The sequence below is a fragment of the Actinosynnema sp. NPDC059335 genome (assembly GCF_042752395.1).
Taxonomy (GTDB): domain Bacteria; phylum Actinomycetota; class Actinomycetes; order Mycobacteriales; family Pseudonocardiaceae; genus Actinosynnema.
The window spans coordinates 1-17,131 of record NZ_JBHYXZ010000102.1 but is presented as its reverse complement, the minus strand read 5'-3'; the positions used below and the strand labels follow the sequence as shown (position 1 = coordinate 17,131).

At 75.0% G+C, this 17,131-nt stretch carries 14 protein-coding genes and 1 pseudogene; 6 read left to right on the top strand and 9 right to left on the bottom strand.

Annotation, left to right across the window (positions count from 1 at the left end; translation table 11 throughout):
- Positions 1–112: 112 nt before the first annotated feature.
- Both ACFXGA_RS27355 and ACFXGA_RS27350 read left to right on the top strand, forming a co-directional pair.
- The gene (locus tag ACFXGA_RS27355; RefSeq protein WP_378092606.1) at positions 113–1,624 is read left to right on the top strand and encodes a 4-hydroxyphenylacetate 3-hydroxylase family protein; all 1,512 of its coding nucleotides are present in this window, start codon (positions 113–115) and stop codon (positions 1,622–1,624) included.
- Between the two features lie 35 nt (positions 1,625–1,659).
- Entirely contained in the window at positions 1,660–3,015 is a 1,356-nt protein-coding gene (locus ACFXGA_RS27350; protein ID WP_378092586.1) for a cytochrome P450, read from the top strand.
- Between the two features lie 5 nt (positions 3,016–3,020).
- On the opposite strand, the gene ACFXGA_RS27345 is transcribed toward ACFXGA_RS27350, so the two are convergent.
- A complete protein-coding gene (locus ACFXGA_RS27345) occupies positions 3,021–3,866 on the bottom strand; it encodes a DUF4082 domain-containing protein (protein WP_378092584.1) in 846 nt (281 codons plus the stop codon).
- A 249-nt stretch (positions 3,867–4,115) separates the two neighbouring features.
- Between ACFXGA_RS27345 and ACFXGA_RS27340 the strand changes: the two genes are divergently transcribed.
- Positions 4,116–5,726 carry a peptide chain release factor 3 gene (locus ACFXGA_RS27340; protein WP_378092582.1) on the top strand — a complete coding sequence of 537 codons (1,611 nt, stop codon included), beginning with the start codon at positions 4,116–4,118 and terminating at the stop codon, positions 5,724–5,726.
- Between the two features lie 150 nt (positions 5,727–5,876).
- Here ACFXGA_RS27340 and ACFXGA_RS27335 read toward each other — a convergent pair whose 3' ends face one another.
- Positions 5,877–6,896, bottom strand: coding sequence for a LacI family DNA-binding transcriptional regulator (locus tag ACFXGA_RS27335; protein ID WP_378092580.1), 1,020 nt, complete (start codon positions 6,894–6,896; stop codon positions 5,877–5,879).
- A gap of 288 nt (positions 6,897–7,184) precedes the next feature.
- On the opposite strand from ACFXGA_RS27335, the gene ACFXGA_RS27330 reads away from it, so the two are divergent.
- Both ACFXGA_RS27330 and ACFXGA_RS27325 read left to right on the top strand, forming a co-directional pair.
- Positions 7,185–8,192 carry a substrate-binding domain-containing protein gene (locus tag ACFXGA_RS27330; protein WP_378092578.1) on the top strand — a complete coding sequence of 336 codons (1,008 nt, stop codon included), beginning with the start codon at positions 7,185–7,187 and terminating at the stop codon, positions 8,190–8,192.
- Between the two features lie 52 nt (positions 8,193–8,244).
- Positions 8,245–8,670 (top strand): annotated as a pseudogene (locus ACFXGA_RS27325) (toll/interleukin-1 receptor domain-containing protein); the annotation flags it as partial.
- 25 nt (positions 8,671–8,695) lie between these two features.
- Here the strand turns inward: ACFXGA_RS27325 and ACFXGA_RS27320 are convergent.
- From ACFXGA_RS27320 to ACFXGA_RS27305, 4 genes are all read right to left on the bottom strand, one after another.
- Positions 8,696–11,152, bottom strand: a complete 2,457-nt coding sequence (locus ACFXGA_RS27320; RefSeq protein WP_378092575.1) for an AAA family ATPase — start codon at positions 11,150–11,152, stop codon at positions 8,696–8,698.
- A gap of 41 nt (positions 11,153–11,193) precedes the next feature.
- Positions 11,194–11,925, bottom strand: a complete 732-nt coding sequence (locus tag ACFXGA_RS27315; RefSeq protein ID WP_378092572.1) for a class I SAM-dependent methyltransferase — start codon at positions 11,923–11,925, stop codon at positions 11,194–11,196.
- A 9-nt stretch (positions 11,926–11,934) separates the two neighbouring features.
- Entirely contained in the window at positions 11,935–12,465 is a 531-nt protein-coding gene (locus ACFXGA_RS27310; protein ID WP_378092570.1) for a hypothetical protein, read from the bottom strand.
- Between the two features lie 118 nt (positions 12,466–12,583).
- Positions 12,584–13,120 (bottom strand): YbhB/YbcL family Raf kinase inhibitor-like protein, encoded by a 537-nt coding sequence (locus ACFXGA_RS27305; RefSeq protein WP_378092568.1) that lies wholly within the window; start codon positions 13,118–13,120, stop codon positions 12,584–12,586.
- Positions 13,121–13,293: 173 nt separating this feature from the next.
- Here ACFXGA_RS27305 and ACFXGA_RS27300 point away from each other — a divergent pair, with 173 nt between their 5' ends.
- Complete coding sequence (locus ACFXGA_RS27300; protein WP_378092566.1) at positions 13,294–14,118, top strand: bifunctional DNA primase/polymerase; 825 nt, start codon at positions 13,294–13,296, stop codon at positions 14,116–14,118.
- 4 nt (positions 14,119–14,122) lie between these two features.
- Here ACFXGA_RS27300 and ligD read toward each other — a convergent pair whose 3' ends face one another.
- The 3 genes from ligD to ACFXGA_RS27285 are packed head-to-tail and all read right to left on the bottom strand — an operon-like array spanning position 14,123 to position 16,819.
- Entirely contained in the window at positions 14,123–15,064 is a 942-nt protein-coding gene (ligD, locus tag ACFXGA_RS27295) for a non-homologous end-joining DNA ligase (protein WP_378092564.1), read from the bottom strand.
- Between the two features lie 28 nt (positions 15,065–15,092).
- Complete coding sequence (locus ACFXGA_RS27290) at positions 15,093–16,205, bottom strand: MFS transporter (protein WP_378092561.1); 1,113 nt, start codon at positions 16,203–16,205, stop codon at positions 15,093–15,095.
- Positions 16,205–16,819 (bottom strand): hypothetical protein, encoded by a 615-nt coding sequence (locus ACFXGA_RS27285; protein WP_378092559.1) that lies wholly within the window; start codon positions 16,817–16,819, stop codon positions 16,205–16,207. Before ACFXGA_RS27285 ends, ACFXGA_RS27290 begins: the two co-directional genes overlap by 1 nt.
- Positions 16,820–17,131: the final 312 nt, after the last annotated feature.

Here is a 17,131-nt window from a genome sequence, read left to right as displayed (position 1 = left end):
GGTGCAGGTGGAAGGCCGCGAACGACCCGGCCAGCAGCACGGCCGAGCCCAGCCCCATTCCCTCGTCCCCCCCCCCCGGCCCGCGGCGCCGGCCACCCCGGGCGCGCGCCCCCTGAACGGCGACGAGTACATCGAGAGCCTGCGCGACGGCCGGGAGATCTACCTGTACGGCGAGCGGGTCCGGGACGTCACCACCCACCCCGCGTTCCGCAACCCGGTGCGGATGACCGCACGGCTCTACGACGCCCTGCACGACGACGCGACCCGCGACGTGCTGACCCGCCCGACCGACACCGGCAACGGCGGCTACACGATGCGCTTCTTCCGCACCGCGCGCACCGCCGCCGACCTGGTCGGCGACCGGGACGCCATCGCGCAGTGGGCGCGCATCACCTACGGCTGGATGGGCCGCAGCCCCGACTACAAGGCGGCCTTCCTCGGCACCCTGGGCGCCAACTCCGAGTTCTACCACCCCTACCAGGACAACGCGTTGCGCTGGTACCGGGAGTCCCAGGAGAAGGTGCTCTACTGGAACCACGCGATCAACCACCCGCCGGTCGACCGCTCCCGCCCGCCGGACGAGGTGGCCGACGTGTTCGTGCACGTGGAGAAGGAGACCGACAACGGGCTCGTGGTGAGCGGCGCGAAGGTCGTCGCCACCGGCTCGGCGATCACCCACCTGAACTTCATCGCCCACTACGGGATGCCGTTGAAGAAGCGTGAGTTCGCGCTGGTCTGCACCATCCCCATGGGCTCGCCCGGCATGAAGCTCATCTGCCGCCCGTCCTACACGATGTCGGCGGCCGTCATGGGCAGCCCGTTCGACCACCCGCTGTCGAGCAGGCTCGACGAGAACGACACGATCTTCGTCCTGGACAAGGTCCTGGTGCCGTGGGAGAACGTGTTCGTCTACGGCGACGTGGAGAAGACCAACAACTTCGTCGCGGGCTCCGGTTTCGTGTCCCGCCTGACGTTGCAGGGGTGCACGCGGCTCGCGGTGAAGCTCGACTTCCTGGCCGGGTTGCTGCTCAAGGCGTTGTCCATCACCGGCACGCGGGACTTCCGCGGCGTCCAGTCGCGGATCGGCGAGGTGCTCGCCTGGCGCACGATGATGTGGGCGCTCACGGACTCGATGGCCCACAACCCGGACCCGTGGGTCGGCGACGCCGTGCAGCCGAACGTGAACTCCGGCCTGGCCTACCGCTGGTTCATGACCGTCGGCTACCCGCGGGTGAAGGAGATCATCCAGCAGGACCTCGGCGCCGGCCTGATCTACCTCAACTCGCACGCCGCCGACTTCAAGAACGCCGACGTCCGGCCGTACCTGGACAAGTACGTCCGCGGCTCCAACGGTTACGGGTCGGTCGAGCGCGTCAAGGTGATGAAGCTGCTCTGGGACGCGATCGGGTCCGAGTTCGGCGGCCGGCACGAGCTGTACGAGCGGAACTACGCCGGCAACCACGAGGCCGTCCGCACCGAGATCCTGGCCGCCCAGGACGCCATGGGCCTCACCCGCGCCTACGAGGACTTCGCCGACCTGTGCCTGTCCGAGTACGACCTCGACGGCTGGACCGCGCCCGACCTCGTCAACCCGGACGACGTCAACCGGATCGGCAGGTTCTGACCCGCACCACCACCCCCGCACGGGAGGAGCGCCCAGTGGACCGGTCGACCAGGATCCCGATGGCCCGGGGACGGCTGCCGGTCGTCGGGCACGCGTGGCCGATGATGCGCGACCCGCTGGGCTTCCTCGGCTCGCTCGCCGAGCAGGGACCGCTCGTGCGGATCGCGCTCGGCCCGGTCAAGGCGGTCGTCGTCTGCGACGCCGAGCTGGCCCAGCAGGTGTTCCGCGACGACCGCACGTTCGACAAGGGCGGCCCGTTCACCGAGCGGGTCCGGGAAGTGGTGGGCGACAACCTGTCCACCTGCCCGCACCACGAGCACCGCCGGCAGCGGCGGCTGCTCCAGCCCGCGTTCCACGTCGGCCGGTTCGGCGCGTACGGGCGCACGATGGCCGCGCAGATCGCCGCCCGGGTGGACGCGTGGCACGACGGCGAGGTGCTCGACGTGACCGCCGAGATGACCATGCTGACCACCAACGTGCTCACCGCGACGATGTTCTCCGACACGCTCTCGCCCGCCGAGCTGAGGCAGTCGCAGGAGGACGCGGACGTGCTGGCCACGGACATCCTGCCGCGCATGATGATGCCCCGCGCGCTGACCAGGGTGCCGTTCCCGGCGAACGTGCGGTTCGACCGGGCGCACGCCAGGATCAGGGGCACGGTCGAGTCGATCGTGGCGGCCCGCAGGCGCGAGGGCGGCGACCGCGGCGACCTGCTGTCCGCGCTGCTCGCCGGGTACGACGAGGAGTCCACCGGCGCGGCGCGGACGCTGTCCGACACCGAGGTGGTGAACCAGATGCTCACCTTCCACCTCGCGGGCAGCGAGACGACCGCGGTCACGCTCGCGTGGGCGCTGCACCTGATCTCCCGCCACCCCGACGTCGAACGGCGGCTGCACGCGGAGGTGGACGCCGTGCTGGCCGGTCGCACCGCCGGCCCGGACGACGTGGACGCCCTGGAGCTGACCGGGCGCGTCGTCACCGAGACGCTGCGGCTGCGCTCACCGGTCTACGTCCTCACCCGCAAGACCACCGCCGACACCGAACTCGGCGGGCACCGGCTGCCCGAGGGCACGGTCATCGCCTACAGCCCGTACCCCATCCACCACGACGCCCGCCTGCACCCCGACCCGCACCGCTTCGACCCCGACCGCTGGGAACCGGCGCGCAAACCCGCGCGCCACGCGTTCGTGCCGTTCGCCAACGGCGCGCGCAAGTGCATCGGCGACAGGTTCAGCCTGATGGAGGCGACGTTGGCTCTCGCGTCCATCGTCGCCCGGTGGCGGTTCGAGCACCTCCCCGGCGAGTCGGACGTCCGGCCCGCCGCGGCCGCGGTGATCCGGCCGCGGCGGCTGCGGATGCGGGCGTCCCGCCGGACGCCCGCCGTGGGGTAGCCGCCTCAGGACAGCTCGAACCGGGGCTGCACCCAGTAGTTGCTGTCGTGCCAGGTCTCGGTGGGGAACCCGCCGCCGTAGGCGTAGACACCGGCGGACTTCGCCATGGTGTGCGGGGCGATGACCACCGCGCCGGTGAAGTAGTCCTCGGTCGAGGCGTACCCGCCCGCCGGGGTGAAGTAGGAGACGACGTACTCCCGGCCCGCGACGACGGGGACGCGGGACGGGAACGTGACGGTGCTGACGTACGGCTCGGCCGCGGAGACCGCCTGGGCGAGCAGCGCCCCGTCCGCCGACCACAGGTGCACGGTCAGCGGCCCGGTGTAGGCGCCGCGGTGGATCGTCGCGCCGGCCACGAAACCGGGCCGGTCGAAGCTCAGGCGCAGGCCCAGCTCCACGGCGGCCTGGTCGGCGTCGGCGACCGTCGGGCGGTCGGGCAGCGCGGGCAGGAACAGGGGGCACGAGGAGCAGCCCAGCGCGGGCGGTTCGGCCGAGCCGCCCGCGAAGAAGTGGTACGGGCCGGTGACCGCGCCCGGGCCCTGCGAGCCGGACGCGCGCAGGTGGTAGGTGACCGGGCCCTCGGCGGCCGGGGTGTGGCGGTAGAGCCACCGCTCGCCGCCGTACTCGGTGGGCGACCACGTCGCGCCGCCGTCGAAGGTGATGTCGACGCCCGTGACGTCGCCGGACTCGCCGTTGGCGGCGGTGCCCGCGATCAGCACCGGCTCACCCGCCGCGACCGTGGAACCGGCGGAGGGCGTGCGGGGACCGGCGATCGGCGCGGCGGCGGCCGTGCCGACGAGGACCGATCCGGACAGGACGAGGGCGGTCGCCAACGCGAGGGTTCGTTTCACCTCTCCGGGATCGACCCCTTCGAGGGGTCCGTTACCCCGAATCCCGGTTCGTCGGCCCGCGTTGGGCCGGTCGGTCGCGCCCCCTGCTCCGTGCGGTCGGACCGGGGTGCGCCTGTCGGCCGGCTCGGGGCCGCCGCGTCCCGGCGAGGCGTTCGTCCCCGCCGGGGGTCCGCTTCGGGCGTCCGGCGGTCGGGCGCGCCGGGCCGGTCGTAGGCTTCGCGGGTCGTCCGCCGAGTCCGGGAGCCCCGCATGACCGCCGCAGGTCCGTCGACCGCACCACCCGCCGAAGTGCTGCGGGAGGCGGGTCGGCGGCGCACGTTCGCGGTGATCAGCCACCCGGACGCGGGCAAGTCCACGGTGACCGAGGCGTTGGCGCTGCACGCGCGGGTCATCTCGCAGGCGGGCGCGGTGCACGGCAAGGCGGGCCGGCGCGGCGTGGTGTCGGACTGGATGGAGCTGGAGAAGGCGCGCGGCATCTCCATCACCTCGGCGGCGTTGCAGTTCGCCTACCGCGACGCGGTGGTCAACCTGCTCGACACGCCCGGCCACGCCGACTTCTCCGAGGACACCTACCGGGTGCTGGCGGCCGTGGACTCGGCGGTGATGCTGCTGGACGCGGCCAAGGGCCTGGAACCGCAGACGCTGAAGCTGTTCGACGTGTGCCGGCACCGGGGCATCCCGGTGATCACCTTCGTCAACAAGTGGGACCGTCCGGGCCGCGACGCGCTGGAGCTGTGCGACGAGCTGGTGGAGCGCATCGGGCTCCAGCCCATGCCGCTGACCTGGCCGGTCGGCGAGGCGGGCGACTTCCGGGGCGTGCTGGACCGCCGTGACGGGCACTTCACCCGCTACTCCCGCACCGCAGGCGGCGCCACGGCGGCGGGGGAGGACCGCCTGCCCCCGGCCCGCGCCGAGGCCGAGGAGGGCGCCCGCTGGACGCGTGCGGTGGAGGAGTCGGAGCTGATGTCCGCCTCCGGCGGCGACTTCGACCGGGAGCGCTTCCTGGCCGCGTCGGCCACGCCCGTGCTGTTCGGGTCGGCGGTGCTGAACTTCGGCGTGCGGCACCTGCTCGACCTGCTGGTGGAGCTGGCCCCGCGCCCCGAGCCGCGGCGGGACGTCGAGGCGCGGCCGCGGGCGCTGGACGCGCCGTTCTCGGCGTTCGTGTTCAAGGTCCAGACGGGCATGGACCCCTCGCACCGCGACCAGGTCGCGTTCGCCCGGGTGTGCTCGGGCGTGTTCGAGCGCGGCATGGTGGTCACCAACGCCACGACCGGGCGGCCGTTCGCCACCAAGTACGCGCAGCAGGTCTTCGGCCAGCATCGGTCCACAGTGGACACCGCGTACCCGGGCGACGTGATCGGGCTCGTCAACGCCACCGCCCTGCGCGTGGGCGACACCCTGCACACCGGCCGGCCCGCCGTGCGGTTCCCGGGCCTGCCGAGCTTCGCGCCCGCGCACTTCGCGGTGGCCCGCCCGGCCGACCTGAGCCGGGCCAAGCAGTTCCGCCGGGGCATCGACCAGCTGGAGTCCGAGGGCGTCGTGCAGGTCCTGCGCTCCCTGCGCCGAGGCGAGGGCTCACCGGTGTTCGCCGCCGTGGGCCCGATGCAGTTCGAGGTCGCCGCCTACCGCCTGGACACCGAGTTCAAGTCGCCCGTGCGCCTGGAACGCCTGCCGTACACGGTCGCGCGCCGACTGCCCGACCCCGACCACCGGGCCGTCGTGGACAGCCGGGGCAGCGAGGTCCTGACCCGCGCCGACGGCACCCACCTGGCGCTGTTCACCGACTCGACCGCACTGGCCGTCCTGCGCCGCCTGCACCCGGAGGTCACCCTCGAACCGCTCGTCGCGGGCGGCGAGTGACGCGGCCCGCCGGGGGCGTGCCGTGGACCTGTTCCGGCCGGGCGACGGCGAGCCGGTCGTGCCGGCCCGAGTCGGCGGCGACCTCTACAACCCGCCCGACGTGTCGAGGCTCCCTCGCACCGCCGAGGCGCGGCGTTCGGGTGCGGGCGGTCAGGTGGCGGGTGGGGCGGTGCTGGCGCGGACGACCAGTTCGGTGGCGAACACCGAGCGGTGGGTGGTGGGGGTGGTGCCGTGGGCCAGGTCGATCACCATGCGGGTGGCGGTGGCGGCCATGTCGCGCAGTGGTTGGCGCACGGTGGTCAGTGCCGGGATCGCCCAGGTCGCGGTCGGCAGGTCGTCGAAGCCCACCACGCTCAGGTCCTCCGGGATGCGCAGCCCCAGCCGGTGGGCCGCCTGGTACACGCCGATCGCCTGGGCGTCGTTGAACGCGAAGACCGCCGTGGGCGGTGTCGGGCGGGTCAGCAGGTCCAGGCCGTGGGCGAGGCCGTTCTCCAGGTGGAACCCGCCTTCGCGGACCAGGTCGGGGTCGAACGCGATGCCCGCGGTCTCCAGGGCCGCCCGGTAGCCGTCGAGGCGGGCCCGGCTCGGCAGCGACAGCGGCGGTCCGGTGATGGCGGCGATGCGCCGGTGCCCCAGGCGCAGCAGGTGGCGGGTCGCGGCCAGGCCGCCGCCCCAGTTGTCGCCGGTCGCCGACGGCAGGTCGGGGTCCGGCTCGCCGATCGGGTCGACGATCGCCAGCGGGATGCCGCGGTTGCGCAGCTGGTCGAGCTGGGCGCGGGCGGGGCCCGCGAAGACCGCGACGACACCGGTGGGCCGCCGGCCGATCACCGCCTCGATCCAGTTGCGGCCCGGCGCGGGTCTGGCCTCCAGCTCGGAGACGACGAGGGCGAGCTGGTGCTCGACCGCGACGCGTTCGACGCCCTTGATGACCTCCATCCCGTACGGCCCCTTGACCTCGTGCAGGAGGAGTTCCACGAGGGTGGCGCGGTTGGCCTTCTTCTTCTGCCGCCGGTAGCCGTGCTCGTGGATGACGCTCCACACGGCGGCACGGGTGTCGGGCGCGACGTCGGCCCGGCCGTTGACGACCTTGGAGACCGTGGCGACGGAGACACCGGCCAGCTCGGCGATCTGGGCGATCGTCGCGCCGCCGCCGTCTGGTGTGGTGATCACCGGGCTGTCCTTCCGCGGAGGGGGCGACGATCATGATCGGGGACGACGCCTGCTGAAGTTTCGATCAGGGCGGCGAAATGTGTCAATGCCGAACGGCCGACCTCGCCGGTCCACGAAACATCACGCAACATCGCGTCTCAACGGGCTCGCGCCGCTCCACGTCGTACCGTGGACGTCGGAGTTGCGGTTGCGTCGGGGACCGCGGCGCGTGGCGTTCGGCCGGATGGACCGGGCGTCCCGCGCGCGCTCCTGATCGTGCGTAGGACCATCTCGCGGACAGGGACAGGCATGAGCACGTCGCCGCACTGGTGGAGCGTTGGCTCGCAGCGGGTGCCCCACCAGCGGCGCGGCGGCTCCGACGAGCCCGTGATGGCGGGCGTCGTCCCGTCGTGGACGCCCGGTGGGGCGGCCGCCGGCGAGCGCCACCCGGCGCGGACCGGGCGGGTCCGGCGGCCGGCCCGGCCCGCGCTGCTGGAGCTGGTGTTCGACCACATCCACTCCGAGTGGGCCATGGAGATCATCCGCGGGGTGGAGCGGGTGCTGGCCGCCGAGCAGGCGGCGCTGGTGCTGTCGGAACTCGACGGCGACCACAAACCCCGCCAGGACTGGTTCGACGACCTGCTCGACCGCCGTCCGCTCGGGGTGATCCCGGTGGTGGTCGAGCTGGACGAGCGGCAGCGCCGGAGGCTGACCGCGGCCGACATCCCGTTCGTCTTCGTGGACACCGCGCAGGAGCTGCCTCCGGGCGTCCCCGCCGTGGGCTCGGCGAACCGGTCGGGCGGACTGTCCGCGACCCGGCACCTGGTCGAGCTGGGGCACCGGCGCATCGCGGTGATCTCCGGCCCGACCCGGTTGCCGTGCAGCCGCGCCCGGGTGGAGGGTTTCCGGAGCGCGTTGGCCGCCGCCGGGTTGTCGGCGCCTCCCGACCACGTCCGCCACGGCGACTTCCGCGCCGCCAGCGGCTACCGGCACGGCCTGGAGCTGCTGGACCGGCCCGACCGGCCCACGGCGATCTTCGCGGGCTCGGACTACCAGGCGCTGGGCGTGCTGCGCGCGGCGCACGAACTGGGCCTGTCGGTGCCGCGCGACCTGTCCGTCGTCGGTTACGACGACCTGTCGATCCACGAGTGGAGCGGTCCGCCGCTGACCACGGTCCGGCAGCCGTTGCGCGACATGGCCGCCGCCGCGGCGGAGATGGTCCTCGCCTTCGCCCGCGGTCGGCGCCCGCCGCACCCGAGGGTCGAGCTGGCCACCGAGCTGGTGGTGCGGCAGAGCACCGCGCCGCCCCGCTCCTGACGAGGTCGTCGGGACCGGTCCTCGGCCGCGCCGCGCCCCTTTAGAGTTGACGGTGAATGATCGTCGAACCGGTGGGGTGGGTGTGGGAGGGGATTCACGTCCCAAGCGGGTGTTCATCTCGTACGCGCAGGAGTCCGCGGAGCACTCGGACCAGGTGCGCAACCTGTGGATCTTCCTCCGCCGGCACGGCGTCGACGCGAAGCTCGACCGGACCGCGAACGAGCGCAGGCAGGACTGGGCGCTGTGGATGGGGGAGCAGGTCCGGGAGGCCGACGTGGTGCTGTGCGTGGCGTCGGAGCAGTACCGCAGGCGCGCCGAGGGCCGGGAGGGACCGGACGCGGGACGCGGGGTGCAGTGGGAGGCGCGGCTGATCCGGGACGCCTTCTACGCCGCGCAGGACGACCTGCAGAAGTTCGTGCCGGTGGTCCTGCCCGGCCAGTCGCGCGACGGCGTGCCGGACTTCCTGGCCCCGGCCACGTCGACGGTGTACCACGTGGAGGACTTCACCGTGGCCGGCGCGGAGCCGCTGCTGCGGTTCCTGCTCGACCAGCCCGACGAGACCGAGCCGCCGCTGGGCCCGGCCCCCGGGGGTGGCCCCCCGGGCCCCCCCCCCCCGGGTGGCCGCCCTGGGCGGCGGGCGGCCCCCCCCCCCGCTCGCGGGCGCCGCGGCGCCCGCCCGCCATCGACGGGTGGGTGGTGAGCAGGTCCATGCGGTTCTCGTAGAAGCGGGCCGCGGCGAACCCGATGAGGTGCGGCGCGCAGCGGTGGTGCTCGGTCAGCCAGTGCACCCCGGCGGCCGCGGTGGCCGCGTCGAACAGGCTGACCTTGGGCACGTCGAGCCGGTCCGCCCACGCCACCGTGCCCTCCGCGACCACCGCCTCGCGCACGGCCCGGTCGGCCACGAACGACACGTGCCGCAGCTGGCGCGGGTCGCCGCCGACGACGGCGCGTCGGCCCCGCAGCAGCGCGGGCGCGGCCAGCGGTTGGTCGACGTGGCTCGCCTCGTCGATCACGACCAGGTCGAACATGCCGGGCACGGCGGGCAGGACGTCCTCCACGTCGGCCAACGTCCCCACCCACAGCGGCAGGGCCCGCACCAGGTGCTCGGCGGGGAGCCCGGCCAGCGCCCTCCGCCGCGCCGCCCGGCCCGACCGCAGCGCCGTCGCCAACGCCGCCACCGCCCGCCGCGACCCGGAAGCGCCACGACGGCTCACCGCCGAGGCGGCCAACCACCCGGCGATTGCGGTGTGGGCGCGGGCGTCCTCCTCGGCCAGCAGCGCGCGCACCGCGTCCAGCGACGTGCCGCCGTGCGCGGCGACGCGCACCTGCGCGGCGGACTGCTCGGCGGCGACCACCGCCTCCAGGTCCGCCACGCCCACGTCGTCCGCCGCACCGGCCAACCGCCGCGCGGACCGCACCGCCCACCGGGTCCGCAGCGCGCCGAACCACCCGCGACGGGGGCGCAGCAGGTCGTGCAGCCGGGCGAAGTCGGCGTCCTCCGCGAACGCGCGCGGCGCGACGGACCGGTGCGCGGGCATCAGCGCCTCGTACCGCACGGCGGCCCCGGTCAACTCCTCGTCCCGCAACGCGTCACCGACCGCGCGTTCCACCCGGACCACCGCCGCGACCGCGCCCCGTGCGGCCCGGTCGAGCCGTTCCACCTCGCCCTTCGCGGTCGTGGCGGCCACTCCCTCGCCCAGCTCCCGCGCCACCTCCAGCCGCAGCTCGGAGTCGCCGAACAGGACCGGCACCGGGCCGCCCGCCCGCCGCAACGCCGCACCGAGCACGTCGGCGGCGTTGCGGGTGCGGGCGGCCAGCAGCACGGACCGACCGGCCGCCACCGCGTCCAACGCGATGGCGGCCAACGCGTGCGTCTTGCCGCTGCCCGGCGGCCCGCCGATCACGGTGACCGGCGCGGTGCGGGCCGCGCGCACGGCCGCCCACTGGTCCGGGCTCAACGGCAGGGGACCGCACTCCGCTGCGCCGGCCACCGCCCCGCCTCCGGCCGCCCGGTCCACGGCCTGCCCACCGGCAGACCCGCTGCCGGCCGACCCCGATCGGCCCCGATCCGGCCCGCGCCCGGCCGATCCGCCGCCGGCCCATCCGCTTGAGACCGATCCGCGTCGGGCCGGCCTGCTTCCGCGCCGCCCACCTCGCGCCGACCCCTCGCCGACCGCCGACCTCTTCCCTGCCGGCCCGTTCCCCTCCGAGCCGTTCCCCTCCGGCCGGATCCCCTTGGGCTCGTTCCCCTCCGGCGTGTCCTCGGCCGGGCCGTACAGCGCCGCCACCGCGGTGGCCTCGACCCCAGCCCGCCGCGCCCAGTCGTAGAGCGCCGCGCCGCGCTCGGTGCCGACCACCGGCTCCCCGGCGTGCAGCCCCGCCCCGGCGACCACCACCAGCCGGTCGCCGCCGACCAACCGGAGCGGGTCGTGCCCGGCGTCGAGCACGGGCACGTCGGCGAACCCCGCCGCGGCCAGCGTGGCGGAGATCCACTCCGGGTCCGGGGCCAGCCGGGTCTCCAACCCGGCCGCCAGGGACCAGTCCGTCACCAGCGGGAACACGGCCAGGTCGCCCGCGACGTCGAGCACGTGGCCCCGCCGCCCGGCCGGGCGCAGCCGGACCGGCCGCGACACCAGCGGCAGGCACACCCGCCTGCGCCGCCCGTCCACCGTCGCCGGCCCGCACAGGAACGCCCAGCCGAGCCGCAGCAGCCGGTCCTCCCGGTGCAGCGCGTCGAACGCCGCCAGCCGGTCGACGGCCGCCTGCCGGTCGCGCCGGGCGGTCCACGGCGACGCGGGCCGGTGCGGTCCGTCCGGGTCGTGGGTGAGGGCCTGCCACGCGGCCTCGTCCGCGCCGAGCCACGCCAGCCCCGCGGTCCGGGTGAGGTCGAGCCGGACCCGCTGCGGCCGCTCGGACGCGCTGAGCCGGGCCAGGGTGCGCAGCACGGCGGGAACGGTCACGCGGCGATCCTGCCACCGGGGTCCGACAGCGGGACCGCGGCTCAGGCGCGTGCGGTGAAGACGGCGAAGCTGGGGCTGCGGCGCAGCGGACCCCAGAACGCCTCGCCGCGCCCGTCCTCGGGGACCGCGGTGGCGTGCCGGGTGACGTCGCGCAGCCCGGCGCGGGCCAGCGCGCCCTCGATGACGCCGCCGGGCCAGTAGAACGAGTCGAACTCGAACGGCGGGTCGCCGTGCACCCGCACCACCACCGGTTGCCGCGCGCCGGGCGGCCCCGACCGGACGACCTCGTAGCCGTAGCGGCCGTAGTCGGCGAGCACGTCCCAGTCGGCGTAGGGGTTGGGCACGAGCACCGCGAGCGTGCCGCCGGGCGCGAGGTTCGCGCGCAGGTTGCCCACCATCAGGTCGAGCGCGGCCTCGTCCTCGGCGTACCCGAGCAGCCAGACCGCCGTGACCACGTCGAACACGCCGAGCACGGGCAGCGCGGTGGCGTCGTGCCGGTGGTAGGCGATGCCGAGGGGCGCGCGGCGCTCCACCTCGCGCGCGTAGGCGACCATCTCGCCCGCCGAGTCGACGCCGACCACCGGGTCCGCGCCCAGGCGGCGGAACTCGCGCGGGTAGAAGCCCGTGCCGCAGGCGACGTCCAGCACGGACCGGCCGCGCAGGTCGGGGAGCGCGGTCAGCAGCGTGGCGCGTTCGGCCAACCCGGTGGGGATGTGCTTGGTGCGCTCGTAGACCTCGCCGAGCGCGTCGTACTGGTCGTCCGACCCGGCCATGCCGCCACCCTAGGGGCGGCCGTAGAGGCCGGGGTAGCCGGAACCGGTGAAGTGCTCGGTGAACGGGCGGATCGCGGCGGTCAGCCGGATGAGCGCGCCGTCGCGCTCCAGCGCCTGCTGGATCACCGGGTGGTGGCCGGGGTGCGCGCCGAGGACCACGATCACCTCGGCGATGTGCTCGGCCTTCACCGCCGCGCCGATCGGGGCGAGGCACTCGCGCACGGCCAGCGCGTCGGTGCGGGCGATCCGGCGGCCCAACCCGGCCATCCGGGCGGGGTCGGCGGCCAGCGCGGCGGTGAACCGGGGGAGCGCGACCTCGTCGCGCGCCAGGTCGCCGAAGTCCGCGAGCAGGGCCAGCGACAGCATCTCGTAGCCGGTGCGGATCCGTTCGGCCCCGATCGAGTGCGGGTCCACGGGGAACGACCGGACCAGCCGCTCGGCGGCCGCCACCACGTCCCGCCGCCGCACCACGCCGTCGGCGTTGGAGTCGAACAACCGCAGGCGGTGGGCGAATCGCCCGACGAGGTCACCGTCCTCCATGACGAACCTCAGCGCCGATCATGTCGCCCCCCTGCCCCGATGTTATCGGCAGCGGACCGCCGTTATCACTGCCCGATGGGATGAATGCCCTCCGATCGGTCACGGTGCGTTGCAGGGGTCAGCGGCCGAACAGACCCACCAGCGTGCCGTGCGCCAGCACCCGTCCCTCGATCGAGCCCCGCACGTCGTCGGCCGTCACGCCCTCGCCGAGGCCCAGCGGCCGGTCCACCGCGTAGACCCGGAAGAAGTAGCGGTGCGGGTCGTCGCCCACCGGCGGGCGCGGCCCGCCCCAGCCCGGCTCGCCGAAGCCGTTGCGGCCCTCGACCGACCCGGGCGGCGCGGCGCCCTCCTCGACCGAGGTCACGTCCGCCGGGATGCCGGTGACGACCCAGTGCGCGAACGTCCCGCCCGGCGCGTCGGGGTCCTCGCACACCAGCGCCAGCTCGGCCGTGCCCGCGGGCGGGGCGTCCCACTCCAGCGGCGGCGAGGTGTTGCCGCCGTCGTGGGAGTACCGGTCGGGGATGAGGGTGTGGCCGCTGAACGCGGGGCTGCGCACGTGCAGGCCGCCGTCCGCCTCCACGCCGCCCCCGCCGCCGGCGGGACCGGTCGCCCGGTCGTCGGACCCGTCACGCGTGCCGCCCACGGGATCGGACATGGTCGGCTCCCTTCGAACTCGTGCCGAACCAGTGGCCTACCCGCCGCGGCCGCCGGTACACCTCGCGGTCGCCCCGAAGCCGTGCCCCGGGCGGCCCTGTACCGGCGTCGCCGACCCCGCCACACTGGACATCGGCGGCGCTTCCCCCGTTGCCCAGACCGAGGGGGACGAGCATGACCAGGTACCGGGCGGCGCTGGAGGCCGCCGCACGAGGCTGGCCCGTGGTGCCCCTGCGCCCGCACGGCAAGCTGCCCGCGCTGCGCGGCTGGGACGACGAGGCGACCCTGGACCGCGACCGGATCCGGCACTGGTGGTCGCGCCGCGCCTACAACGTCGGCATCGCGTGCGGCCCGGCCGGGCTGCTCGTGGTCGACCTCGACGTGCCGCACGGCCGCGAGGCGTTCGCCCGCCGCGCCTGGCAACACGGCGCGGAGGACCCCCGCGACACCTACACGGTCGCCACGCCCAGCGGGGGAGAGCACCGCTACTTCCGGGCCCCGGACGTGCCGCTCGGCAACACCGTCGGCAGGGTCGCGCCGCACGTCGACACCCGCGGCGTCGGCGGTTACGTCGTGGCCGCCGGTTCCGCGCTCGGCCGCGACCGGTACCGGGTGCTGCGGGACGCGCCGGTCGCGCCCGCGCCGGAGTGGCTGCTCGCCGTGCTCGCCCCGCCGCCGCCCGAGCACCCGCCGATCCCCGCCCCACGCCGCCCGTCGCCGCGCCGGGTCGACGCCTACCGGGCCGCCGTCGTGGAGGGCGAGGCCGAACGGGTCCGCGAGGCGCGGCCGGGCGGTCGCGCGCACACCGTGTTCACCGCCGCCTGCCGGCTCGGCGAGCTGGTCGGCGCGGGCTGGCTGGACGAGACCACCGCGCTGGCCGTGCTGCTGGCCGCCGCCGCCCGGCACAACGGCGTCGAGGGCTGGACCGAGCGGGAGGCCCTGCACCACGTCGAGAACGGCATCGCGCTCGGCCGCCGCCGGCCCCGCGTGCTCCGCTGAGGCGTCAGTCCGGCACCTCGACCCCGTCGCGGTCGGCCCACTCCAGCAGCGGCTCCAGCGAGAACACCGCGTCGTCGATCCCGGCGTGCAGGTCGCCCAGCTCGGCGAACCGGGCCGGCACGGTGGCGATGGTGAAGTCGCGCGGGTCCAGCGAGTCGATCTCGTCCCACCGCACGGGCGTGGACACCGTCGCCTCCGGCACGCCGCGCACCGAGTACGCGCTGGCGATCGTGTGGTCGCGGGCGTTCTGGTTGTAGTCCACGAACAGGCTGCGCGGGTCCCGGTCGCGCCGCCACCACGCCGTCGTCACGTCGTCCGGCGCGCGCCGCTCCACCTCGTGCGCGAACGCCAACGCCGCCCGCCGCACGTCGGCGAACCCCCACTCCGGCTTGATCCGCACGTAGATGTGCAACCCCGAGCCCCCGGACGTCTTCGGCCACCCCACCGCGCCCAGGTCGTCCAGCACCTCGTGCGCCACGTGCGCCACCCGCCGCACCCGGGAGAACGGGCAGTCCGGCATCGGGTCCAGGTCGATGCGCCACTCGTCGGGCTTCTCCGTGTCGGCGCTGCGCGAGTTCCACGGGTGGAACTCGACCGTGGACATCTGCACCGCCCACACCACGTCCGCCACGTCGGTCACGCACAGCTCGTCCGCGTGCCGGTTGTACCGGGGGAAGTGCACCCGCACCGTCCGCACCCACGGCGGCGCGCCGTGGGGCAGCCGCTTCTGGTGCACCTTCTCCCCGGTCACCCCGGACGGGAACCGGTGCATCATGCACGGCCGCTCCCGCAGCGCGCGCACGATCCCGTCGCCCACCGAGAGGTAGTAGCGGGCGAGGTCGAGCTTGGTCTCCCCGCGCGCGGGGAAGTAGACGCGATCCGGGTTCGAGATCCGCACGACGCGGTCCCCGACCTCCAGCTCCACCGAAGGCACCTTTCCGGCCATGCGGGCAACCTAACCCGGATCGCGCCGATCAGCGCGTCACCAACCTCCTCTCCCGGTTCGCGGCGGCGAGCGCGGTGGCCGCGACGGCGACGGCGGCGCCCACGAGGGGGACGGCCGGGGCGTCGACCGCGCCGCCGAGCACACCCGCGCCCGCGATGCCCGTGTAGATCGCGGACGCGTTCAAGGCCAGCAGGAGGTTCGCCCGGTCCGGGTCCAGCGCCACCAGCGCGGCGAACAGCGGCGGGTTGAACGCCCAGAACAACGCGCCCCACGCGGCCATCACCACCACCCCGGTCGCCCCGGTCACCAGCGCCGGCAGCACCACGAGCACCGCCGCGCAACCGCCCAGCGCCACCAGCAGCGGCGTGCGCGACCCGTGCCGGTCCGCGGCCACGCCGCCGATCGCGTTGCCCACCACCCCGCCCACGCCGTAGGCGAGCAGGTGGCCGCTGTCGGGCGGGTGCCCGGTGATCGGGCCGAGGTAGCCGTACACGCTGAACGTCGCCAGGCACGCCAGCAGCGACACGGCCAGCAGCCGCTGCACCGGCGGGTCGGCCAGCGGCGCGAGCCGCTGCCGGAACCCCACCGGCGGTCCGGGCCGCACCGCCGGAACGGCCGCCCGCACCACCACCGCCGCGACCACGCACAACACTGCGACCAGCACGAACGCCGCCCGGTAGCCGTACCGGTCGGCCACGAGCCGCCCGGCGGGCACGCCGAGCAGCGTGGCGGCCGTCAGACCCGCGGTCACCACGGCCATCGCCTTCGCCTTGTGCCCGGGGTTCAGCTGGGCCGCGACCGCGGTCGCCGCCGGCGTCGCCAACGCCGCGCCGCACGCCGTGAGCACTCGGGCGACCAGCAACAGGTCCAAGGTCGGCGCGAGCGCCGCACCGACGTTGCCCAACGCCGCCACCAGCAGCGCGACCACCAACAACGCCCGCCGCTCGAACCTCGCCGTCACCATCGCCAGCACCGGCGACCCGACCGCGTAGGCCAACGCGAACGCCGTGATCGTCTGCCCCGCCGCCGCCGTCGTCGCGCCGTGGTCGGCGGCGACCTCGGTGAGCACCGCCGCCACCACGTACCCGCTGGACCCGGCCGCCACGGTCGCCGCGGCCAACGCGGACGTCCGGCCGCGCATCAGGAGACCAGTCGAGGCGGCGCGGGGGTCAGGTAGGCGGACAGGTCGGGCGGACGGCGGCCGGTGAACGCCACCCGGTAGACGGTCTCGCGGACCAGCGCCACCGGTCTGCCCGCGCTGAGCAGCGTGGCCTGGCACCACAGGGCGGGCACGTCGTCGGGCGAGTCGGGCAGCGGGTCGGCGAAGTCGGGGTCGTCCGGCAACCGGGTCGTGGTGGCGTAGTGCGTGGCCCGGCGAGCCCCGGTGAGCAGCGTGCCGAGCGGCGTGTACCCGCGCGCCAGCTCCTCCCTCCCGGGCTCGTCCAGTTCCAACCCGCGCTGGTGCACCAGCGCGGTGATCGCGGCCAGGCGGGGACCCTGGTCGCCGAGGTGGGGGACCAGGTAGCCCTCGCGCCGGGTCACCACCGCGTGCGGGGGTAAGCCGAGCAGGTGCGCCTGGCGCGGGGTGAGGTGGTGCGTCGTGTCGGGTTGCCGGGGGTCGCGGCGCAGGCGGTAGCCCACCCACAGGGACAGCACGCGGGTGAAGGGGACGGGTACGTCGCGCAGGAACCGGGCCATGGTCTCGGCCCGCGCCCCTGCCTCATCCGCGTGCGCGGCGGGTGCTGAAGTGATCATCGGGGTGCACCTTCCGGTGAGGCCGCACACGTCGTCGTGCGGGCGTCGGTGCGATGAACCCACGATGAGGCCGCACTGATGCGGAAACATCGGTCGGCTGACGGAGAAGATCGCGCACTTACTCCACTGTGGACACGAACCGAGCACCCCTCACTTCCCCGACCCGCACCCACAACCACCACCCAAGCCCAAGCCCAAGCCATCTCACCCGCACCCACAACCACCACGAAGGCCACCACCCGACCTCCGCACATCGGACCCGCCACCACCCCACCGAGGCCCGATTTGACATGGGTTCGAGTGCCTTAGGCC